The following is a 17,879-nucleotide window of genomic DNA, read 5'->3' as shown; positions in this document are numbered from 1 at the left end:
ATTTAAATACTAACCGTCATTTTGGGTTTTCTCGACATATTTTCTAGCGTGTTCAAACGCCATTAAATATACGGCAAACGCTTCGTCAAGCATTTCTTGTTCACTTTCGTAATTACTCGGTTTGAACTCTTGAGTGCTTAAATAAGCATTTGCAAACTGTTGAGGGTCGAAATATATCTTAGACATTTATGTCACCTCACTTTCATTTGAAGATAACCAAATTATACACGAAAGGAGTATCTAAGATGACGCAAACTTTAAACGTAACTGTTCCAATACCGGACACACATGTTCTTGTTTCTAAAGATGAATATGAAGAGTTAATAAATTATTCATTAGATCCAGTTTGGGACTTAAAAGAATTGAAAAAGAAACTCAAAATGTCAGCTGACGACACGATTAAAGACAGATTATTAACCCACCCAAAATTTGAGAAATTACTCAAAAAGCAAGGCATCGTACATTATCCAGATGAAAATTTAAATCGTTGGAGAATCAACGCAAGAAAGATGAATAAATTCATCGATGAGCATTTCGAAGAAATTTATGGAAAGGGGAGATAAATATGAAATCACACGATAAAGCATTCTTAATATCAGGCATGTTGTTCAACGCAGTATTCTTCTTGCTCATGCTAGCAGAAGTGGTCATCACTAAGTCAGCAGGATATGCACTATTCGCAGCATTAGCAACTTATGTATTTTTCGACCAATGTTACTACAAAATAAAAGACTGAATGCTATCGGCAAATAGCAAACAGTCGGAGACTTTTAAAATTATATGTACTTAAAATTTACAACTAAATAAGGAGGTAGTCAAGTTGAAACACAAATTACTAAAAATAGTTAATGAATTGAATGAATTAATTATGCACAGCAAAGAAAGTGTTGAATGTCAATTCGGAACAGGAATTTGTGATGACGAAGTAGTCCTATTCTTCTTTCATCACTCAGACGAGTATAAAACAGATGTTAAGAACATTATGTTCGCTGAATTTCATACATCAGAAGAACTTCATGACAAATTCGAACTAGCTAAAAAAGTGATTAAAGGAGAGTGCTTGATTGATGAAAGAAACAACCAAAATCGAGTATCGCATACAAGATGAACATCATGGCTGGTGGCTTACAAATAAACCTAGTTCACAAGATTTCGCAAATTACAACGGTATGCGAAGTAGAGCAGCAGTTATTAGTGGATTAGATGGTATTGATATCGATTGGGAGAAACATGATATCGAAATAACAACTTACAAAATACAAGAAACACGCAAAAAAGTGAAAATGAAAGACTTGAAGGAGGTCGAAGCTGATGAGTGAAGAAAATCAAGAAGTAGATATTCTTAAACAACTCGGTGTAAAAGATATTGGTAAACAGAATGCTAACAAGTTTTACAAGTTCGCTATCTACGGAAAATTCGGTACTGGTAAAACAACTTTCTTAACTAAAGATGAGAACGCACTTGTACTTGATATTAACGAAGATGGAACGACAGTAGCGTCAAATGGCGCTGTGGTATCAATAGCCAATTACAATCATTTTGCAACAGTAGTTAAAAACTTACCACTCATTATTAAGCAGCTAAGAGATAACGGTAAAAAGATTGATGTAGTAGTGATTGAAACTATTCAGAAATTACGTGACATCACTATTCAAGACATCATGAATGGTAAAAATCGTAAACCTACTTTCAATGATTGGGGAGAATGTGCAACTCGAATAGTAAGTATTTATCGCTTTATCTCTAAGTTACAAGAACAACATCAATTCCACTTAGCGATAAGTGGTCATGAAGGTATCAATAAAGATAAAGACGACGAAGGTAGCACGATAAACCCAACTATAACGATTGAAGCACAGGATCAAATTCGGAAGGCAGTTGTCAGTCAATCTGATGTACTTGCAAGAATGACAATAGAAGAACACGAGCAAGAGGGTCAGAAAACGTATGAATATGTATTGAATGCTGAACCTTCCAGCTTATTTGAAACAAAGATAAGACATGCAAGTAACGTAACAATTAATGATAAACGATTTGTTAACCCTAGTATTACAGACGTAGTAGAAGTAATTAGAAACGGAAACTAAAAATTAATTAAAAGGACGGTAATCAATTATGAATTTCAATTTAAACTTACAAAATGCTCAAAAATTAGGTAACTATATGCAACCTGGTCAATATAGCGTGAAAGTAAAAAACTTCGATAGTAAAAATTCTAAAAATGGACATCCTCAATTTGTTATCACATTCACTCACAGAGAAGAAGGAGACTTCACTCATTATGCTAATGCTGATATGGAAAATGAGTTTGCTAGAAACTGGATGTACACATTCTTAGATGACTTAGGTATTCAAAGTGATAACGGAATGTTTAATTTCACAGAAAGAGATGTTATCGGTAAACCAATCAATATCGAATTAGAACGTAAATACAATGACTACACAGATAAATGGAACACTTCTTTAAAACGTGTTTGGAAATTTGATGGTACGCCAGTATTTGAAAAACATGAAATTAAAGATAATCAAAAGAATAATAATAATGAACAACAAACAAGTAAATCTAGTTTGAACAGTCCAAATAATCCATTCGCAAACGCTAACGGTCCAATTGATATATCTGATGATGATTTACCTTTCTAGGTCGTGGTTAGATGTCGCAAATAATTAAGTATCAAAAGAATAATAAAGGCACTTACACAGTGATTGTTACTGATGTAGAGATACCTGAACAAGCTATTGATTTATTGAACTTAGGCAAACCTATTAATGTTGATTGTTCAGTGATAGATCCAAACTCTATCACTAGCAAACAACGTAGGTTGATATTCGCATTATGTAACGATATAGAAGCACATACTGGACAACCTAGAGATTATATGAGGCAAATGTTCCAAGATTATGTGAAGTTCTTATATGGATATGAACAGCGAATTTCATTAGCTGATTGTACCAGAACGATTGCTAAACAAATTATAGATGTAATGTTCGAATGGATATTCACTAATGGAATACCACTTAACTACAAAACAAGCGAAATGATGAAAGAAGATAAAAATTATCTCTATTGGGCAACTATTACAAGACATTGTGTCATATGTGGCAAACCTAATTCAGACCTAGCACACCTAGAAACAGTAGGTAGAGGGATGAATAGAAATAAGATGGACCACTATGACAAGCACGTTTTAGCGTTGTGTCGTAAACATCATACTGAACAGCATGCAATTGGTGTTAAGTCGTTTGATGAAAAGTATCAATTAGAAAACTCATGGATTTCAGTAGATAGCAGGTTAAACGATATGTTAAAGGGGCGTAGTTAGATGAAAGAAATTTGGAAAGATATACCAGGTTATGAGGGGTATTATCAAGCTAGTAATTTAGGGAGAATAAAACGATTGAAAGGTAAATATGTTCCTGACGAAAGGGTTTTGAAACCTCAAAGAAGGCCTAATGGCTATTTAGCTATAACATTATCGAAAGATAAAAGTCGTATAACTAAATCAATTCATAGAATTGTAATGTTAGCGTTTATGGGCGAGTCAAAATTAACTGTTAATCATATAGACGGAGATAAACATAACAATAAATTAGAGAATTTGGAATACGTTACCTCTAGAGATAATTGCAGACATGTATTTGAATCAAAGATAAAACTCACTAACATTCAAAAATTCGAAAACGATATTATAAACGATTATGGTAAAGGGTTTAATTTAACAAAATTAACCCAAAAATATCATGTGGATTTGCGTGATTTGAAAAAACTTTTACTAAAAAATGGTTTTGAATTAAAAGAGCAAAGAACAGGAAATTACCCGAAAATTATAAATGAAAAAATCATAAATGAGATTCAAGCTATCTACAAAAATGATCCAGAAATAACTAATAAAGAAATATCTATTAAAACAGGTCTTTCTATAACGACGGTAGGCAGAATATTGAAAGACATTTCTTAAACGCCATGCTGAAAGGAGTTAAACAATGAAATCAAGAAAGATCACGTATGAAGATAGAATGCACATTGCTCGTAGAATTAACACGCTAAGACTTGATGCTGAACTATCACAAATTGAATTCGGAAAACGTGTAGGTGTAGGGAGACTTGCTGTAACACGTTGGGAAAATAGAGCGCAACTACCAAAAATGGAAGCTATTAGAAAGTTAGCTAAAGAATTTAATACAACGCCTGAATGGATATTGTACGGGAGTGATAGCAATGAGTGAACAACCTAGTTACTACTCAATTATTACTGCAAACGTAAGATATGATAATCGGCTAACCGATAGCGAAAAGCTACTATTTGCAGAGATTACTTCGTTAAGTAATAAGTATGGTTACTGTACAGCGAGTAATGGTTACTTCGCGAAATTGTACGAAGTAACTAAAGTAACAATATCAAGAAGGATAGCAAACTTAAAAGACAGAGGTTACCTCAATGTTGAAATCATTAGAGAAGGTAATGAGATTAAAAAAAGAAAGCTATACCCCTTAACACAAATGTTAAGACCTATTAACACAAATGATAATACCCCTATTAACAATTCTGTTAATACCCCTATTATCACAAATGTTAAAGAGAATATTACAAGTATTAATAATACAAGTATAAATAATATAAATAGAACAGATAATAGCGCAACTGACGTTACGCGTGAACGTTTTGAAGAATGGTGGGAACTTTACGATAAAAAGTTAGATAAGAAAAAGGCTTTCAGTTTATTCAAATCAGCGCTTAAAAAACATGAATTTGAAACTATCATGAACGGAACTAGAGAATATCTAAAAACTATTACCAATAAACAATATCAAAAATATCCTAAAACATTTTTATCTCAAGAAAGTTATTTAAATGACTTTAGTGAAGAACTACAACCTAGTGGCATGGATCAACTTAACAGAATGAAGTATGACGAAAGTTATTGGGACTAGGAGTGATAAGTAGTGCAATCATTAGGGAGTTTAGCAAGAAATATCAAGCCTAACCAAAACATTGTAGAAGAAGAACATAATCTTAAATGTGAAAGATGTGGCAACACCTACGACTATTACAAGTTTAGTAATGGTCAAGAGTTCAGACATGGTTGTGATTGCTCAATGATACAAGCTGGTAAAGAAGCTGAGCAACAGAGAAAGCAAAAGTATCTTAATCGTATCTTTAACCAATCTAATGTGAACGCTTCTTTACGTGATGCAACAGTTAATAGCTACCAACCACAAAACGAATATCAAATACAAGCGAAGAATACAGCTATTGAGTACGTTAAAACATTCTCGCTAGATGAACCTAAGTCATTAATACTACAAGGCTCGTATGGTACTGGAAAAAGCCATTTAGCTTATGCCATAGCAAAGGCAATTAAGCAACAAGGGCATTCGGTAGCATTCATGCACATTCCAATGTTAATGGAACGCATTAAAGCAACATATAATCGTAATGCTACTGAAACGACAGACGAACTTGTACAGCTATTAAGCAGCATAGATTTACTTGTACTTGATGATATAGGTGTAGAAAACACTGAACACACATTAAATAAACTATTTTCAATTGTAGATAACAGAGTAGGTAAGAACAACATCTTTACTACTAACTTTAGCGATAAAGAATTAAATCAAAACATGAACTGGCAACGGATCAATTCACGTATGAAACAAAATGCAAGAACGGTTCGAGTGCTAGGAGATGATTTCAGAGGACGTGACGCATGGTGACGGTAGACAATATTAAGCAAATACTTGAGTGTTCCGATGTGTATGCTCAAAAAATGATTGATTGGTGCAGTGGTAATCAAGCTGCACTTATCAAATTAATCAATGACAAATTGGAAGAAAAAGACAACAGGCATGCAATCGTGGAGGTGTCCTAATGGCAATTATCGAAAAGTATTACCTTTATAGACCTGACGGAACAGAAGAAATAAAAGTAGAGAAACGTAAGCCTAATGTGAATGTCGTTAAAACGCTCACAGGCGCTCATTTTAGCGAAGAATATAAAGAAATGACTGATAGTGAGTTGAAACATTTCAAAGGCGTGTATGAACTTCTATACGAAGAAGAACTAGGGTTACAAGCAACGATATTTGATATGTAGGAGTGACAACGTGAGTAAATACAATGCTAAGAAAGTTGAATATAAAGGTGTCGTGTTCGATAGCAAAGTCGAATGCGACTACTACCACTATTTAGAACGTAATTTAGGTGATGGGTATGATCGCATCGAGTTGCAACCTAGATATGAATTAATACCTAAACTCGATAAGCAACGTAAAACGGAATATATCGCTGACTTTGCACTATTCAAAAATGATGTGCTAGTCGAAGTGATAGACGTAAAAGGAATGCCAACAGAAGTAGCGAAGTTGAAAGCGAAAATGTTTAGACATAAATATCCGAAAATCAAACTCACATGGATATACAAAGCGCCTAAATACACAGGCCTTGAGTGGATAACATATGAAGAACTAATTAAAGCACGCAGAAAGCGTAAGAAGGAGAAGATGAAGAATGGCAACAGTCAAAGCTGAAGTGTTAATCAGAGGCACGATTAAGTTACCGGCAACCGAAGAAACTGAAGAAGAAATGGAATACAGAATCGAGCAAGCGAAGAAAAACCCTATCGACACATTAGAAGATGTGGAAGTCAAAGATATAGAAATATATGAAGCGTATTGGAAGTGATCGTATGAGAAAACGCAAAAAAACTGCAACACGTGTTTATATCAATGGCACTCGTATCGCATTAAGAGATGTAGCAGAAATATATAACGTACCACTCACTACCTTACGTGGGAGATACAACAAAGGTTTACGTGGTCCAGAATTATTATACGGAAAAGGAGTATATGAGTATCGTGATTAATAATGATGAATTAGTAAAAGAAGAGCAACGATTAAGCAATAAAGAGCAGTATGGCAGATTATCAGAAAGAGAATACCATCAGCTTATGCATATCAGAGTAGCACACGAAAGAGCATTGAAACGTAAACGACGTGAACAACGTATCGCAAGAGCAAGACGTTCAGAAGAATTAGTCGCTAAGCACAGAGTGAGTAGTAAGTGGTTTAGATACTTAGTGGAGAATGACATATTTCCAAAGGTAAGGGGATAGGTAAATGGAAAACTTGAGAATAGTAGAACTTAACCGAAATGACATCGTTCAGTTCCAATGTGCTAATAAAAAGTTTAGTGCTTTTCAAACTGCGATTGTAAACCGAGTGTACGCAGAAGAAATACTGTTAAAAACGGTATGGAAAGCAGAAGTAGAAAACCAAGCAGGCTATAAATTCACACTTACTGATAGTGACGACTTTATGAAAGTGAACGAGCCATTCACACGTAAAGTTAATTTAAAGCAGAAAAAACAAGATAATAATATACCTGATCATTATAAAGGTAGTGAAAATATAGATGTTATCGACTTCTTGTATCAACAATTACCATTTGAACAATTCAAAGGTTTTATGAAAGGCAATATGATTAAATATCCAGTTCGTGCAGGTCGAAAAGATGATGAACTAGCAGATATTAAAAAAGCTAGAGATTACGCAGATAGATTAATCGAAAAAATGGAGGTAGAACAATGATCTATTTAGGTGGCGATATGCTTAGTATTGGGCAACAAATGCGCAGAGAGTGGGAAAAGCAAGAGTTACAGCGATTAGGTTTTAAAGTCTACGCACCACATGACGACAAAGACATAAATGATAAAACAAATGCTAAGCAAGATAAATTAGCAGAACGTATTGTGTTTAACGACACACTAGGCATGGAAACAAGCGCTGTAATGATATTTGACTACTTACCTCATGCACAAGGGACAATTTGCGAAATGGGGTATGCACAGCACCTAAAAAAAGCTAGTGAGAAGGATATTAAAATTTACGTTCAATGTACTGACATCAGACAAGGAACTGGACATATTTCAGACGAACAGGACCGAGCAGAGTTCAGTATTAATCAGTATGTCTATGGCGTAATCATGGATGTCACTGATGGCAGAGGCATTCAAGAATTCGATGAGATATGCAAAGAGTTGGTGGAAGAATGATTAACGACATATTAAACATAAACGACAGCTATAAAGCACCACAACGCATTATGGATATTCTGTACGGAGATATAGAAGAACGTAACAAAATATTTATGGAATTTCTCGAGGCATTTGATAAAGATGTCAATTACGACTGGTTTCACGAATACTTTCAAGATGAACATGCTAATAGAAAGAAACATAAGCAAGACTTTACACCACAATCTATTAGTAGACTACTTGTGGAAATGGTAGATGACACTAATGGTAGTTACTACGAGCCAGCAGCAGGTACAGGTGGGATAATCATCGAGAAATGGAATAAGGATAGAATGAAACACTCACCTTTTGATTATGAGCCTAGAATGTACTTCTATACAGCAGAAGAATTAAGCGATCGTACTATTCCTTTCTTACTATTCAACATGCTTATTCGTGGAATGAATGGTCTAGTTATTCAATGCGATGTACTTACTAGAGAGGCATACGGTGCATGGTTTATACAAAACGACGCTAACGACCATTTAGGTTTTAGTAGTTTGAATAGACTACCTTATACAGAAAGTACAAAGAAAATGCTCAATATTAAATTTGTTGAACATAAATACCCAGATATTAGACAGACTAAAGAAATACCGGAGTGGTTAGCACATGATATTATCCAACACAATTAACCAACGCTATCGCTATGCTACACAAGGCAAGACACCTACACAAATACAGCATGAGTTACGTGAGATAGGTGTCAAAGGCTTTGTGGTTAAGGTAGCAGGAAGTAGAGTGACGATGAAAGTTAGTGAGTGTGACATAAAAAGGAACAGGGAGTGTTTGAGATGATACCTAAATTTAGAGCGTGGGATCTAATAGATGGCCGAATGAGATATGACATAGGCGTTATTGAATTCAACGGAATTGATAAAAATGTTTCAGCGATATCGTTTAATTACGTATTAGACGATACAGGTTATGGAGAAGTCGATAACAGTCATTCAGAATATTATGATGCAAATTGTTTTGAACTCATGCAATCAACAGGCTTGAAAGACAAAAACGGTGTCGAAATATACGAAAAAGATATTGTCAGAGATATTTATGGAGATAAATATTTAATTGAATGGTTAGACGGAGGATTTGTCTTAACTGAGTTTTATATTGGTGGCTACGACCATTATAACATTGATGATTCGACTGAATATGAAGTTATTGGCAATGTGTTTGAAGATAAGAACTTATTAAGTGAGGAGTAAAAATATTGATTGTTAATTCACAAAAAAGCATAAATTTTAGAAATGAATGTAATTGTAAAGTCGATTATAAGGAATTAGAAAAAGCTATATTATGGGTACAAAGCAAACCCACTTCAAGTAATAAGAAAATTTATATACATGGTTTTTACCCTTGTGTTTCTGTACACGATAAAAAATACCATGTACATAGATTATTAATGATGTATTGGTTAGACAGAAAATTAGAAAGAAATGAACACGTTCATCATATCAATGGCGATAAATTAGATGCTTCAAAATCAAATCTTACCATTTTAATAGCAAACCAACACTTGTCAAATCATAACAAAGGAAAAGCTTTTACAGAAGTCCATAGAAGTAAAATTGCTAAAGCTAATCAGAAAAGAAAAGGAATGAAAATGAAACGTAAATATAATATTGACCCAAAGGAATTGAAACAGCACTTAGAAAACGGGCTGAGTATTAGCGAAATAGCCAGAATATATAATTGTGATTGGACGGTAATAAAACAAAGAATCTACGAAAACCCAGAGTTATTGGAGGACGAGTAAATGAACGCAGAAGCTAAGTTTGTATCTAGTGTTATGGACGCTAGGTTGAAGAAAGTTAGAAAGGAATGTGAGAGTTTCCGTAAGCAACGTGATGAACTAATACAGGATATAGCTAAATTAAGAGAACAATTGGAGGATAAGGAAATGGAAAATAGATTAGAATTCAAGAAGTTATCGAAAGACGCAACTACACCAGAACGTGACCGATTAGATGCTGGTTATGACATCTTCGCAGCAGAAACAGTAATACTTGAGCCACAAGAGAAGGCAACGATTAGAACAGACATCGCTGTGAACATTCCAGAGGGTTATGTAGGGCTATTAACATCAAGAAGTGGTGTAAGTAGTAAAACACATTTAGTGATTGAAACAGGCAAGATAGACGCAGGGTTTCAAGGTAATATGAAGATTAATATTAAGAATGATATTGAAGTAGTAAATGCAGATGAATTTTACTATGTAGATATAAAAGGTGAAGTGATTGACGATGGAAGCTTTAATGAATCAATTGATGAGCAAAGCTCTAATCCGCTAGATATTTTTAAACCAAGAAACACAAGTTATGTTATCAAAAAAGGCGACAAACTCGCACAACTTGTTATCGTACCTATTTGGACACCAGAGTTAAAAGAAGTAGAGGAGTTTAGTTATGTGTCAGAGAGAGGGACAGACGGGTTTGGATCAACAGGATACTAAGGACATACTAGAAAGAGTAAAAGAGGTGCTGGGGAAGTGAAACAATACCTAATCAGAGAATTCACAGATAGCACAGGTCATGCGCATGTAAATGTAGAACAACCTAGAGAGAATGAACACATACGTGTAGTAGAAGCAGAAAGTAAAGAAGAAGCTGAAAAGAAAGCAAAGTGTATATTAAGTCAGCACGATAGATTACAACTTAGAAAATTATATCGTTTGCAAGACTTATTGGGATAAGGAGTGAACAGAATGAAAAGTAGTGAAGAAGTAGTCGAAAAATTAAAAAGTGTAATTAGCGATATTGAAGAATCAATGCAGGAAGATTCAATAACACTTACTTATAAATCAGCATTGGAACACGTTATAGAATATATCGAACATGGAGATGATGTAGATGTTTAAACGCATACTAAAAATATGGTTCATTATCGGAATGTATGAACTAAGCAAATATCTAACTAACGAACTTATCGTTAAGTTGCAGAGCGAAGATGATATAGAAGCACCTAAAGATTTTAATAAGCATGATCATATCCATTTAAACAAGGAGATAGATTAATATGTGGATAATCATATCAATACTATTAGCTGTTGTTTGTCTTGTCTCTTTAGGTGTACAACATGAGCAACGTAAGGAGATAGAGGCACATAAGTATGCTAATGAATTATTGTTGCACAATGTTAAAGAATGTATGGAAGATAAGTATAAGTAATGGAGGTAATGTAATGGATAATATATTTAATATGGACGGCAGTAAAAAAGAAGGCGTTAATATTCAAAACCAAATATATGAATTGAAATCAATGTTACCTTTAATACTTGAAGTTGCTAAGATGAAATCTGAATACCAACACGAGAGATTAACAAGTTTAAGACAACAAGGTTTTACAGAAGAGCAAGCATTAGAAATTATTAAAGTGGAACGCACACCTTTTGACCAACAATAAACAATGGAGGTAATCACTTGTACACACACGAACAAATAAGAGATATGATATTTGAATACCATTGGCGTAGAAACAGATTAGTAGATGAGGGATATACCAAAGAGAGTAACGGTACTGCTCAATATGGTATAGAGGCTACTATGCCTAAAGGTAAAGGACATACTTCAAACAAAGTATTGAATATCGTTACACGTAATGACACATTGTATAGAGTGTTGTACAAACATATAGAAGTTGTAGAGTTTATAGATAAACATGAACATAAGATAAATGATGATATGAACCTCAACATCTTATATGAGTTCAAGAAGGGAAAGAACTTCACTCAAGTTAAAAAGATAATGAAGATTGGAAGAGATAACTTAAACAAAAGGATAGATGAGATTGTGAACAGTTATATCAATCAACAAGAACAACACAAACAACAACATCAACACAATCAACAACTTCAACAAGATAAGCAACATCAACACTAATTTTTAATATATTTATATAAGTCTATAATTGAGTTAACACGATATGAATATACAGGCACATCACATAGGTGGTGTGTCTTTTTGTTTGGAGTAAATGAAGATGAGTAAAGCATATGCAGATTATATAGAACAACGAACCAAGAACAAAGGTTTCTATTCAAACGCTAGATGGCGCAAGACAAGACTGAAGGTGTTGGCACGTGATCATTATGAATGTGTGATGTGTAACGCTGAAGGTCGATTGACAATTAATCAAAAACAATCACTGGAAGTTGACCATATCAAAGAGTTAGAAATACGACCAGATTTAGCATATGAACTTTCTAACCTAAGAACACTATGTAAATTTCATCACAATAAACGTCATGGAAGATTTGAACATAATCCAAACAATAGAAAGAATAAATTTAATGATGAAAATTGGTAAAACAAAATTGTATAAAAATATTGTTTAATTAAAATAAATAAAAGTTTAAAAAGTGTCAAATACCCCCCACCTAAATAAATCGCGCCACAAAAGGCTTCGCGGAAACCGGCGCTTGGGTCAACTCTGCAGATTTATTCATCAAAAAGATACGTAAGGGGGCTTGACATTTCGAAAAAAATAAAAAATAAGCAAAGGGGGGAGGGGATTGAAAAAGGATAAATACCTCAAAGATAAATTAACACCCAGTCAAATTGAACGAATTAATGCTTCAGAAGATTACCTAATGAAGCAGATAGATACAGATAATGATATAGAAGTTGAAAAAGTTGAGCGCTATACCAATTTACTTAAATTATTTTACGCATTAGATGTTTATATCGAACAATCTGGGCCGATTACAGTAGTAAAAAACGCTTCACAAGAGTACATCAAACCTAATCCTGCAATAGCAGAGAAGAACAAAGTGAATGGTTCGTTGTTAGCTTTAGAGAAATCGTTTCATTTAGAAAGAAAAGCCGAAGAAAGACGCAGACAAGAACAAGCGAAAGGACCTGATTTAACATGAAGATACCTAAACATGTTACAGATTATATAGAAAAATATAAATCAGGCAACGTTATTTTTAACAAAGAGCGCATTAGACTTGTATCTTTTTTAGAAGATAATATCTTGCAACGTGATGACCTTTATTTTGATGATCAAAAAATAGAAGATTACATCAAGTTTAGTGAGAAATGGTTTTTCAAACTACAAGACTTCCAAAAGTTCATTTCATGTTTTGTTTTCTTATATGAAAAAGATACTAAAACGCCTTATTTTTCGGAGTTCTTCATATCAATGGCTCGTGGCGGTGGCAAGAACGGTTATATTAGTACGTTAGCAGCATTCTTTATGACACCATTACATGGTATTCCTAAATATAATATGTCAGTAGTAGCTAATAGTGAGAAACAGGCGCTAGTAAGTTTTAGGGAAATCTATGAAATGATAGAAAGTAACAACTTATATATTACAGGCGAACGACCTAACAACCCTTTTTATTTAAGTAAGGTTTATGTGGAAGGTACAAGTACCAAATCACAGTTCTTGTTTGATACATCTAATGAGAAAACGAAAGATGGCGCTCGTGAAGGTTGTATTTTCTTTGACGAAGTCCATGCTTACGAAAAAGATACGATTATTAATATCAAACGAAGTGGACTAGGTAAAGTTGCACACCCTCGTACTTTCTACATAGGTACAGACGGATATGTAAGAGAAGGGTTTTTAGATAGATTAAAAGAAAGAGCAGACAATGTCTTAAAAGGTATTAATCCAAAAGATAGATTGTTCCCTTTCATTTGCAAAATTGATGATAAAGAAGAAATAGATAAACCGGAACTTTGGGAAAAAGCAAACCCAATGTTTGAAAACCCTAAAAGTGAATATGGCGCTCAATTATTTAAAGAAGTCCATCAACAATATCTAGGACTTCAGTTTAATCCATCTAATCGACCGGAATTTATGACTAAACGAATGAATATGCCTGAAACTGATACTCAAAGTGTTGTAGCACCGTGGGATGACATAATGGCTACAAATCGACCTATACCCCCACTTGAAAACAATGAATGTATTGGTGGGCTTGATTATGCGAGTTTAAAAGACTTTGCAGCAGTCGGCTTATTGTTTAGATCTGGTGATGATTATATTTGGAAAACTCACTCATTCGCTAGAAAAGAATTTCTTGATAAATACAAATTAAAGCCACCTATTCATGAATGGGAGAAAAAAGGTTTACTCACAATTGTAGATGAGCCAACAATAAACCCTAAACATATTATTGATTGGTTTATTGAAGCGCAAAAGAATTATGGACTACAAAAAGTCGTAGCCGACAACTTCCGTATGGATTTACTTAGACCTTTATTTGAAGATGCAGGTATCGAATATGAAGTAATAAAAAACACTCGTGCAATTCAATCATTACTTGCACCAAGAGTTGAAGATATGTTCGCGCAACATCATCTTATCTTTGGTGATAACCCTCTAATGCGTTGGTATACGCAAAATGTAGCTGTTAAGATACGCAAGGACGGTAATAAAGAGTATGAAAAGAAAGAACCAATAAGACGTAAAACTGATGGTTTCCAAGCTCTTATACATGCGTTGTATAGAGCAGATGATTTGAAAGATTCTAATTTAGAAGAAGAAATTAATCTGTTAAGGGGCTTGAGATTTTAAAGGAAGGAGGGAGTAAGTTATGGGGCTATTTGATAAGATATTTCAAAAAAATAAAGAGATTTCATGGATGTATGACTTAGAACTTTTACAAGAAACAAGTTCAAAAGCCTATATCAAAAGAATGGCTTTAAATGTGGTAGTTGAGTATGTAGCAAGGACAATCGCTCAATCTGAATTTAGAGTGAAAGAAAGTGATCATGTCACTAAAGATGATATGTATTACTTATTGAATGTTCGACCAAACCCTAATCAAAATGCTACACAGTTTTGGCAGAAATTTATTTATAAACTTCTTGTCGATAACGAAGCTTTAATCATTAAATCGGATGATGATTATTTATATGTGGCAGATGATTTCGAACATGAAACAGACTTAGGACTATTACCACATCGCTTTAATTCAGTTATGGTTAACGACTATAAATATAATCGCTACTTTTCAATGGATGATGTAATTTATTTAGAATACGCCAATGAAAAGCTAGATAAATTCTCATTAGGATTGTTTGAAGATTATGGCGAAGTATTTGGTCGCATGTTAAATATGCAACTCAAGAAAAATCAAATACGAGGCGTTTTGAATATAGGTTCAACACAATTAAGTACGAAAGGTATCCAAGATTATATAGATATGATTTTTAATACCTTTGAGAAAAATCAAGTTGCAGTTGTACCTTTGACGAAAGGTTTGGAATACGAAGAACATTCAACGAATAACTCTAGTGCGAATGGATCAGATTTCAAAGAGTTACGACAAGCAATAGAAGATATTCTCATCTATATTGCACGCATTGTCGGTGTATCACCTTCTCTAATTCTGGGAGAAAATGCAGATTTAGAAAAAGCGATTGAAGCAACTAATCAATTTTGTTTTAAACCTTTAACTAAGAAATTAGAGCGTGAATTAAATGCTAAATTATTTTTTAAAGATGAGTATTTAAAAGAAAATAAACGCATTGAAATTGTTGGTATAGATAAGAAAAAACCAATCGAATTGGCGGAAGCGATTGATAAACTGCGTTCTTCTGGTACTTATACTGGTAATCAAATTCGTGTCATGCTTGGTGATGAACCAGGAGATGATGAACACCTAGATGAATACGTATTAACTAAAAACTACGAATCAGTTTCACCAGTTGGAGGAGGTGAGACTAATAATGAGTAATCCAATTGTGAGAAATGTCACGCCAGTTTTTAGAAACGAAACTAAGAATAACAAGCACATTTTAACGTTGTCAGGTACTATTGCTAACTTATCTTTTCTTGACGACACTATCAGCGCTAAAGTTGTGAAAGATTCGCTTGATAATGTTAAAGAAGATATTGTTATTCGTTTAAATTCTGGCGGTGGTGATGTGTTTGAAGGGATAGAAATTTATAATTACTTAAAGTCCTTATCAAATCACATTACAATTGAAGTCACTGCATTAGCTGCAAGTGCTGCATCATTAGTTGCAATGGCAGGAGATAAGATTATTATCCGAACAGGCGCAAATATGATGGTACATGAAGCTTCTACAATGGCTTTTGGTAACAAATCAGACATTCAGAAAACATTGAATGCTTTAACTGCAATTGATACATCTATTGTTGATATATATCACGATAGAACAGGTTTAGATCGTGATGAGATTGTTAATCTAATCACTAATGAAACATGGTTAACTGCAGATGAGGCAATCAATAAAGGTTTTGCAGATGAGAAATCATCTCGTAAATCTGTTGATAAGCAGAAAGAAGGTGTAAAGAACGTGGGGAATTCAAAATATGTAGCAAAATTGAAGGAACAGTTGCAAATCATTAATTCTATGATTGATGAAGCAGAAGAAGGAACACCAGATGAACCTTCAAGTGATGATTCAAATAAAAAACGTATTGCAGATTTGGAAAACGAAGTTAAAAACATTAAGTCACGCCTAGATAAATTAGAAAAAGGCGATGACGAAGGTAATGAAGGCGAAGGCCAAGGCGGAGGTACTAATCCACCACCAAAAGAAAATAAATTTTCAAGATTTGCATTTTAAGTAGCTATTAGCAATTGATGTTAATGGCTATTTTTTATGCATAAATTTAAGGAGGAATATTAATGCCTATCAAAGTAGGAGAAAAATTAAAAAACTATCAAGATCACAAAACACACTTTGCAGAATTAGTTCGCAATGGTGCAAGTGATGAAGAACAATCAAAAGCATTCGGAGAAATGTTTGATGCATTATCAAACGATTTACAAGAAGAAATTTCAGCGGAAGTAAATAATCGTGTAGTAGACAACGGTATTTTAGCTAAACGTTCACAAGATCCTTTAACTTCAGAAGAACGTAAATTCTTTAATGAAATCAATACAGAAGTAGGATATAAAGAAGAAAAATTATTACCTGAAACAGTTATTGAACGTGTGTTTGATGATTTACAATCAGAACATCCATTACTTTCAAAAATCAACATTCAAAACGCAGGTTTAGTAACACGTATCATTAAAGCAGAACCAACAGGTCAAGCTGTTTGGGGTAAAATCTTTGGTGAAATCAAAGGTCAATTAGATGCTGCATTTGATGAAGAAGAATTCAAACAATCTAAATTAACTTGTTTCGTAGTTATTCCAGATGATTTAAAAATGTTTGGTCCTAACTGGGTAGAGCGTTTTGTTCGTACTCAAATTGAAGAAGCTATTTCAGTTGCTTTAGAAGCTGCTTTCTTAACTGGTGAAGGTGCATCTAAAGACCAACCAGTTGGATTGATGAAAGATATCCAAGAAAATGGCGGTGTCGTTGATAAAACAACATCTGGAACTTTAACTTTTGCAGATGCAGACACAACTGTAAATGAATTAAAAGACGTATTAAAAGGCTTATCTGTTAAAGAAAACGGTAAAGAAGTAAACATTGACGGTAAAGTTGTATTAGTAGTTAACCCACAAGACTCATGGGATGTACAAGCACGTTACACTTACTTAACTGCTAATGGTGGTTTTGTAACTGTATTACCTTATAACGTACAAATCGTATCATCTGAATTTGTTCCAACAAATAAATTAGTTGCTTTTGTAACTGATCGTTATGATGCAGTACGTGGTGGCGGATTAACAGTAAAAAAATTCGACCAAACTTTAGCTTTAGAAGATTGTATTTTATACACTGCTAAAACATTTGCTTATGGTCAACCAGCTGATAACAATGCATCACGCGTGTATGACTTAGAATTATCTACTGCAGTTCGTACTTCAACTCCTGCAGGTGGTACTACAGACGGTGCAGCACAAGCCTAAGAAAGTAG

At 33.9% G+C, this 17,879-nt stretch carries 37 protein-coding genes; 36 read left to right on the top strand and 1 reads right to left on the bottom strand.

Annotated elements, in window-relative coordinates:
* Positions 1-9 precede the first annotated feature (9 nt).
* Positions 10-186 carry a hypothetical protein gene (locus HMPREF3265_RS12665; RefSeq protein WP_011276076.1) on the bottom strand — a complete coding sequence of 59 codons (177 nt, stop codon included), beginning with the start codon at positions 184-186 and terminating at the stop codon, positions 10-12.
* A gap of 59 nt (positions 187-245) precedes the next feature.
* Here HMPREF3265_RS12665 and HMPREF3265_RS08865 point away from each other — a divergent pair, with 59 nt between their 5' ends.
* The 36 genes from HMPREF3265_RS08865 to HMPREF3265_RS08720 all read left to right on the top strand — a co-directional run bounded on the left by HMPREF3265_RS08865 (position 246) and on the right by HMPREF3265_RS08720 (position 17,871).
* Entirely contained in the window at positions 246-563 is a 318-nt protein-coding gene (locus HMPREF3265_RS08865; RefSeq protein WP_011276075.1) for a DUF771 domain-containing protein, read from the top strand.
* 2 nt (positions 564-565) lie between these two features.
* Positions 566-736, top strand: coding sequence for a hypothetical protein (locus HMPREF3265_RS12660; RefSeq protein ID WP_176746625.1), 171 nt, complete (start codon positions 566-568; stop codon positions 734-736).
* Between the two features lie 84 nt (positions 737-820).
* Positions 821-1,108: a hypothetical protein gene (locus HMPREF3265_RS08860; RefSeq protein WP_053022069.1), complete on the top strand. Its 288-nt coding sequence runs from the start codon at positions 821-823 to the stop codon at positions 1,106-1,108.
* Complete coding sequence (locus HMPREF3265_RS08855) at positions 1,068-1,319, top strand: DUF2483 family protein (RefSeq protein ID WP_070861447.1); 252 nt, start codon at positions 1,068-1,070, stop codon at positions 1,317-1,319. The genes HMPREF3265_RS08860 and HMPREF3265_RS08855 overlap by 41 nt, the downstream gene beginning before the upstream one ends.
* Positions 1,312-2,088: an ATP-binding protein gene (locus HMPREF3265_RS08850; RefSeq protein ID WP_037549497.1), complete on the top strand. Its 777-nt coding sequence runs from the start codon at positions 1,312-1,314 to the stop codon at positions 2,086-2,088. The genes HMPREF3265_RS08855 and HMPREF3265_RS08850 overlap by 8 nt, the downstream gene beginning before the upstream one ends.
* Before the next feature lie 28 nt (positions 2,089-2,116).
* Positions 2,117-2,644: a hypothetical protein gene (locus HMPREF3265_RS08845; protein ID WP_053022071.1), complete on the top strand. Its 528-nt coding sequence runs from the start codon at positions 2,117-2,119 to the stop codon at positions 2,642-2,644.
* An 11-nt stretch (positions 2,645-2,655) separates the two neighbouring features.
* Positions 2,656-3,324 (top strand): putative HNHc nuclease, encoded by a 669-nt coding sequence (locus tag HMPREF3265_RS08840; RefSeq protein WP_053022072.1) that lies wholly within the window; start codon positions 2,656-2,658, stop codon positions 3,322-3,324.
* Entirely contained in the window at positions 3,325-3,960 is a 636-nt protein-coding gene (locus tag HMPREF3265_RS08835; RefSeq protein WP_053022073.1) for an NUMOD4 domain-containing protein, read from the top strand.
* 25 nt (positions 3,961-3,985) lie between these two features.
* Positions 3,986-4,228, top strand: coding sequence for a helix-turn-helix domain-containing protein (locus HMPREF3265_RS08830; protein ID WP_070861445.1), 243 nt, complete (start codon positions 3,986-3,988; stop codon positions 4,226-4,228).
* Positions 4,221-4,934, top strand: a complete 714-nt coding sequence (locus HMPREF3265_RS08825; protein ID WP_070861442.1) for a helix-turn-helix domain-containing protein — start codon at positions 4,221-4,223, stop codon at positions 4,932-4,934. The genes HMPREF3265_RS08830 and HMPREF3265_RS08825 overlap by 8 nt, the downstream gene beginning before the upstream one ends.
* Before the next feature lie 12 nt (positions 4,935-4,946).
* Positions 4,947-5,717, top strand: a complete 771-nt coding sequence (locus HMPREF3265_RS08820) for an ATP-binding protein (RefSeq protein WP_070861440.1) — start codon at positions 4,947-4,949, stop codon at positions 5,715-5,717.
* Positions 5,711-5,872, top strand: coding sequence for a hypothetical protein (locus HMPREF3265_RS12655; protein WP_176746624.1), 162 nt, complete (start codon positions 5,711-5,713; stop codon positions 5,870-5,872). The genes HMPREF3265_RS08820 and HMPREF3265_RS12655 overlap by 7 nt, the downstream gene beginning before the upstream one ends.
* On the top strand, positions 5,872-6,096 hold the full coding sequence (locus HMPREF3265_RS08815) for a DUF3269 family protein (RefSeq protein ID WP_070861438.1): 225 nt from the start codon (positions 5,872-5,874) through the stop codon (positions 6,094-6,096). The genes HMPREF3265_RS12655 and HMPREF3265_RS08815 overlap by 1 nt, the downstream gene beginning before the upstream one ends.
* 10 nt (positions 6,097-6,106) lie before the next feature.
* Positions 6,107-6,529, top strand: a complete 423-nt coding sequence (locus HMPREF3265_RS08810) for a DUF1064 domain-containing protein (protein WP_070861436.1) — start codon at positions 6,107-6,109, stop codon at positions 6,527-6,529.
* A complete protein-coding gene (locus HMPREF3265_RS12650; protein ID WP_176746623.1) occupies positions 6,510-6,683 on the top strand; it encodes a hypothetical protein in 174 nt (57 codons plus the stop codon). Before HMPREF3265_RS08810 ends, HMPREF3265_RS12650 begins: the two co-directional genes overlap by 20 nt.
* Before the next feature lie 4 nt (positions 6,684-6,687).
* Positions 6,688-6,864 carry a hypothetical protein gene (locus HMPREF3265_RS12645; protein WP_154393817.1) on the top strand — a complete coding sequence of 59 codons (177 nt, stop codon included), beginning with the start codon at positions 6,688-6,690 and terminating at the stop codon, positions 6,862-6,864.
* Complete coding sequence (locus tag HMPREF3265_RS08805; protein WP_070861434.1) at positions 6,857-7,114, top strand: hypothetical protein; 258 nt, start codon at positions 6,857-6,859, stop codon at positions 7,112-7,114. The genes HMPREF3265_RS12645 and HMPREF3265_RS08805 overlap by 8 nt, the downstream gene beginning before the upstream one ends.
* Before the next feature lie 4 nt (positions 7,115-7,118).
* A complete protein-coding gene (locus tag HMPREF3265_RS08800) occupies positions 7,119-7,589 on the top strand; it encodes a DUF3310 domain-containing protein (RefSeq protein ID WP_141764279.1) in 471 nt (156 codons plus the stop codon).
* Positions 7,586-8,053 (top strand): nucleoside 2-deoxyribosyltransferase, encoded by a 468-nt coding sequence (locus tag HMPREF3265_RS08795; RefSeq protein WP_053022081.1) that lies wholly within the window; start codon positions 7,586-7,588, stop codon positions 8,051-8,053. Before HMPREF3265_RS08800 ends, HMPREF3265_RS08795 begins: the two co-directional genes overlap by 4 nt.
* A complete protein-coding gene (locus HMPREF3265_RS08790; RefSeq protein WP_218117583.1) occupies positions 8,050-8,709 on the top strand; it encodes an N-6 DNA methylase in 660 nt (219 codons plus the stop codon). Before HMPREF3265_RS08795 ends, HMPREF3265_RS08790 begins: the two co-directional genes overlap by 4 nt.
* The gene (locus tag HMPREF3265_RS12985) at positions 8,687-8,872 is read left to right on the top strand and encodes a hypothetical protein (protein ID WP_070861429.1); all 186 of its coding nucleotides are present in this window, start codon (positions 8,687-8,689) and stop codon (positions 8,870-8,872) included. Before HMPREF3265_RS08790 ends, HMPREF3265_RS12985 begins: the two co-directional genes overlap by 23 nt.
* Complete coding sequence (locus tag HMPREF3265_RS08780; RefSeq protein ID WP_070861426.1) at positions 8,869-9,282, top strand: YopX family protein; 414 nt, start codon at positions 8,869-8,871, stop codon at positions 9,280-9,282. Before HMPREF3265_RS12985 ends, HMPREF3265_RS08780 begins: the two co-directional genes overlap by 4 nt.
* Before the next feature lie 5 nt (positions 9,283-9,287).
* Positions 9,288-9,833 (top strand): HNH endonuclease, encoded by a 546-nt coding sequence (locus HMPREF3265_RS08775; protein ID WP_070861424.1) that lies wholly within the window; start codon positions 9,288-9,290, stop codon positions 9,831-9,833.
* Positions 9,834-9,977: 144 nt separating this feature from the next.
* Positions 9,978-10,529 carry a dUTP diphosphatase gene (locus tag HMPREF3265_RS08770; RefSeq protein ID WP_070861470.1) on the top strand — a complete coding sequence of 184 codons (552 nt, stop codon included), beginning with the start codon at positions 9,978-9,980 and terminating at the stop codon, positions 10,527-10,529.
* Between the two features lie 36 nt (positions 10,530-10,565).
* Positions 10,566-10,769 (top strand): DUF1381 domain-containing protein, encoded by a 204-nt coding sequence (locus HMPREF3265_RS08765; protein ID WP_070861421.1) that lies wholly within the window; start codon positions 10,566-10,568, stop codon positions 10,767-10,769.
* Positions 10,770-10,781: 12 nt separating this feature from the next.
* On the top strand, positions 10,782-10,934 hold the full coding sequence (locus tag HMPREF3265_RS12640; protein WP_154230744.1) for a hypothetical protein: 153 nt from the start codon (positions 10,782-10,784) through the stop codon (positions 10,932-10,934).
* Entirely contained in the window at positions 10,927-11,091 is a 165-nt protein-coding gene (gene rinB / locus HMPREF3265_RS08760) for a transcriptional activator RinB (RefSeq protein WP_070861419.1), read from the top strand. The genes HMPREF3265_RS12640 and rinB overlap by 8 nt, the downstream gene beginning before the upstream one ends.
* Before the next feature lies 1 nt (position 11,092).
* Positions 11,093-11,245, top strand: a complete 153-nt coding sequence (locus HMPREF3265_RS12460; RefSeq protein WP_141764278.1) for a DUF1514 family protein — start codon at positions 11,093-11,095, stop codon at positions 11,243-11,245.
* A 13-nt stretch (positions 11,246-11,258) separates the two neighbouring features.
* Positions 11,259-11,480 (top strand): hypothetical protein, encoded by a 222-nt coding sequence (locus HMPREF3265_RS08755; protein ID WP_070861416.1) that lies wholly within the window; start codon positions 11,259-11,261, stop codon positions 11,478-11,480.
* Between the two features lie 17 nt (positions 11,481-11,497).
* Positions 11,498-11,956, top strand: coding sequence for a hypothetical protein (locus HMPREF3265_RS08750; protein ID WP_070861413.1), 459 nt, complete (start codon positions 11,498-11,500; stop codon positions 11,954-11,956).
* 100 nt (positions 11,957-12,056) lie between these two features.
* Complete coding sequence (locus HMPREF3265_RS08745) at positions 12,057-12,383, top strand: HNH endonuclease (protein ID WP_070861410.1); 327 nt, start codon at positions 12,057-12,059, stop codon at positions 12,381-12,383.
* A gap of 283 nt (positions 12,384-12,666) precedes the next feature.
* On the top strand, positions 12,667-12,948 hold the full coding sequence (locus HMPREF3265_RS08740; RefSeq protein WP_229359318.1) for a hypothetical protein: 282 nt from the start codon (positions 12,667-12,669) through the stop codon (positions 12,946-12,948).
* On the top strand, positions 12,945-14,606 hold the full coding sequence (locus HMPREF3265_RS08735; protein ID WP_070861408.1) for a terminase TerL endonuclease subunit: 1,662 nt from the start codon (positions 12,945-12,947) through the stop codon (positions 14,604-14,606). Before HMPREF3265_RS08740 ends, HMPREF3265_RS08735 begins: the two co-directional genes overlap by 4 nt.
* A 19-nt stretch (positions 14,607-14,625) precedes the next feature.
* Complete coding sequence (locus HMPREF3265_RS08730; RefSeq protein ID WP_011276052.1) at positions 14,626-15,771, top strand: phage portal protein; 1,146 nt, start codon at positions 14,626-14,628, stop codon at positions 15,769-15,771.
* Positions 15,764-16,630: a head maturation protease, ClpP-related gene (locus tag HMPREF3265_RS08725; protein WP_070861405.1), complete on the top strand. Its 867-nt coding sequence runs from the start codon at positions 15,764-15,766 to the stop codon at positions 16,628-16,630. The genes HMPREF3265_RS08730 and HMPREF3265_RS08725 overlap by 8 nt, the downstream gene beginning before the upstream one ends.
* 62 nt (positions 16,631-16,692) lie before the next feature.
* A complete protein-coding gene (locus HMPREF3265_RS08720; RefSeq protein WP_070861403.1) occupies positions 16,693-17,871 on the top strand; it encodes a phage major capsid protein in 1,179 nt (392 codons plus the stop codon).
* Positions 17,872-17,879 lie beyond the last annotated feature (8 nt).

The sequence above is a fragment of the Staphylococcus sp. HMSC62B09 genome (assembly GCF_001839115.1).
Taxonomy (GTDB): domain Bacteria; phylum Bacillota; class Bacilli; order Staphylococcales; family Staphylococcaceae; genus Staphylococcus; species Staphylococcus haemolyticus.
The sequence above is the reverse complement of the archived record's forward strand: the minus strand, read 5'-3'. Positions and strand labels throughout refer to the sequence as shown.

What these genes read in the sequence shown, in the direction of transcription:
- HMPREF3265_RS12665 (WP_011276076.1), bottom strand. Translation starts at nt 186, where the DNA reads ATGTCTAAGATATATTTCGACCCTCAACAGTTTGCAAATGCTTATTTA.
- HMPREF3265_RS08865 (WP_011276075.1), top strand. Translation starts at nt 246, where the DNA reads ATGACGCAAACTTTAAACGTAACTGTTCCAATACCGGACACACATGTT.
- HMPREF3265_RS12660 (WP_176746625.1), top strand. Translation starts at nt 566, where the DNA reads ATGAAATCACACGATAAAGCATTCTTAATATCAGGCATGTTGTTCAAC.
- HMPREF3265_RS08855 (WP_070861447.1), top strand. Translation starts at nt 1,068, where the DNA reads ATGAAAGAAACAACCAAAATCGAGTATCGCATACAAGATGAACATCAT.
- HMPREF3265_RS08850 (WP_037549497.1), top strand. Translation starts at nt 1,312, where the DNA reads ATGAGTGAAGAAAATCAAGAAGTAGATATTCTTAAACAACTCGGTGTA.
- HMPREF3265_RS08845 (WP_053022071.1), top strand. Translation starts at nt 2,117, where the DNA reads ATGAATTTCAATTTAAACTTACAAAATGCTCAAAAATTAGGTAACTAT.
- HMPREF3265_RS08840 (WP_053022072.1), top strand. Translation starts at nt 2,656, where the DNA reads ATGTCGCAAATAATTAAGTATCAAAAGAATAATAAAGGCACTTACACA.
- HMPREF3265_RS08835 (WP_053022073.1), top strand. Translation starts at nt 3,325, where the DNA reads ATGAAAGAAATTTGGAAAGATATACCAGGTTATGAGGGGTATTATCAA.
- HMPREF3265_RS08830 (WP_070861445.1), top strand. Translation starts at nt 3,986, where the DNA reads ATGAAATCAAGAAAGATCACGTATGAAGATAGAATGCACATTGCTCGT.
- HMPREF3265_RS08825 (WP_070861442.1), top strand. Translation starts at nt 4,221, where the DNA reads ATGAGTGAACAACCTAGTTACTACTCAATTATTACTGCAAACGTAAGA.
- HMPREF3265_RS12655 (WP_176746624.1), top strand. Translation starts at nt 5,711, where the DNA reads ATGGTGACGGTAGACAATATTAAGCAAATACTTGAGTGTTCCGATGTG.
- HMPREF3265_RS08815 (WP_070861438.1), top strand. Translation starts at nt 5,872, where the DNA reads ATGGCAATTATCGAAAAGTATTACCTTTATAGACCTGACGGAACAGAA.
- HMPREF3265_RS12650 (WP_176746623.1), top strand. Translation starts at nt 6,510, where the DNA reads ATGGCAACAGTCAAAGCTGAAGTGTTAATCAGAGGCACGATTAAGTTA.
- HMPREF3265_RS12645 (WP_154393817.1), top strand. Translation starts at nt 6,688, where the DNA reads ATGAGAAAACGCAAAAAAACTGCAACACGTGTTTATATCAATGGCACT.
- HMPREF3265_RS08800 (WP_141764279.1), top strand. Translation starts at nt 7,119, where the DNA reads ATGGAAAACTTGAGAATAGTAGAACTTAACCGAAATGACATCGTTCAG.
- HMPREF3265_RS08795 (WP_053022081.1), top strand. Translation starts at nt 7,586, where the DNA reads ATGATCTATTTAGGTGGCGATATGCTTAGTATTGGGCAACAAATGCGC.
- HMPREF3265_RS08790 (WP_218117583.1), top strand. Translation starts at nt 8,050, where the DNA reads ATGATTAACGACATATTAAACATAAACGACAGCTATAAAGCACCACAA.
- HMPREF3265_RS12985 (WP_070861429.1), top strand. Translation starts at nt 8,687, where the DNA reads ATGATATTATCCAACACAATTAACCAACGCTATCGCTATGCTACACAA.
- HMPREF3265_RS08780 (WP_070861426.1), top strand. Translation starts at nt 8,869, where the DNA reads ATGATACCTAAATTTAGAGCGTGGGATCTAATAGATGGCCGAATGAGA.
- HMPREF3265_RS08770 (WP_070861470.1), top strand. Translation starts at nt 9,978, where the DNA reads ATGGAAAATAGATTAGAATTCAAGAAGTTATCGAAAGACGCAACTACA.
- HMPREF3265_RS12640 (WP_154230744.1), top strand. Translation starts at nt 10,782, where the DNA reads ATGAAAAGTAGTGAAGAAGTAGTCGAAAAATTAAAAAGTGTAATTAGC.
- rinB (WP_070861419.1), top strand. Translation starts at nt 10,927, where the DNA reads ATGTTTAAACGCATACTAAAAATATGGTTCATTATCGGAATGTATGAA.
- HMPREF3265_RS12460 (WP_141764278.1), top strand. Translation starts at nt 11,093, where the DNA reads ATGTGGATAATCATATCAATACTATTAGCTGTTGTTTGTCTTGTCTCT.
- HMPREF3265_RS08755 (WP_070861416.1), top strand. Translation starts at nt 11,259, where the DNA reads ATGGATAATATATTTAATATGGACGGCAGTAAAAAAGAAGGCGTTAAT.
- HMPREF3265_RS08745 (WP_070861410.1), top strand. Translation starts at nt 12,057, where the DNA reads ATGAGTAAAGCATATGCAGATTATATAGAACAACGAACCAAGAACAAA.
- HMPREF3265_RS08740 (WP_229359318.1), top strand. Translation starts at nt 12,667, where the DNA reads ATGAAGCAGATAGATACAGATAATGATATAGAAGTTGAAAAAGTTGAG.
- HMPREF3265_RS08735 (WP_070861408.1), top strand. Translation starts at nt 12,945, where the DNA reads ATGAAGATACCTAAACATGTTACAGATTATATAGAAAAATATAAATCA.
- HMPREF3265_RS08730 (WP_011276052.1), top strand. Translation starts at nt 14,626, where the DNA reads ATGGGGCTATTTGATAAGATATTTCAAAAAAATAAAGAGATTTCATGG.
- HMPREF3265_RS08725 (WP_070861405.1), top strand. Translation starts at nt 15,764, where the DNA reads ATGAGTAATCCAATTGTGAGAAATGTCACGCCAGTTTTTAGAAACGAA.
- HMPREF3265_RS08720 (WP_070861403.1), top strand. Translation starts at nt 16,693, where the DNA reads ATGCCTATCAAAGTAGGAGAAAAATTAAAAAACTATCAAGATCACAAA.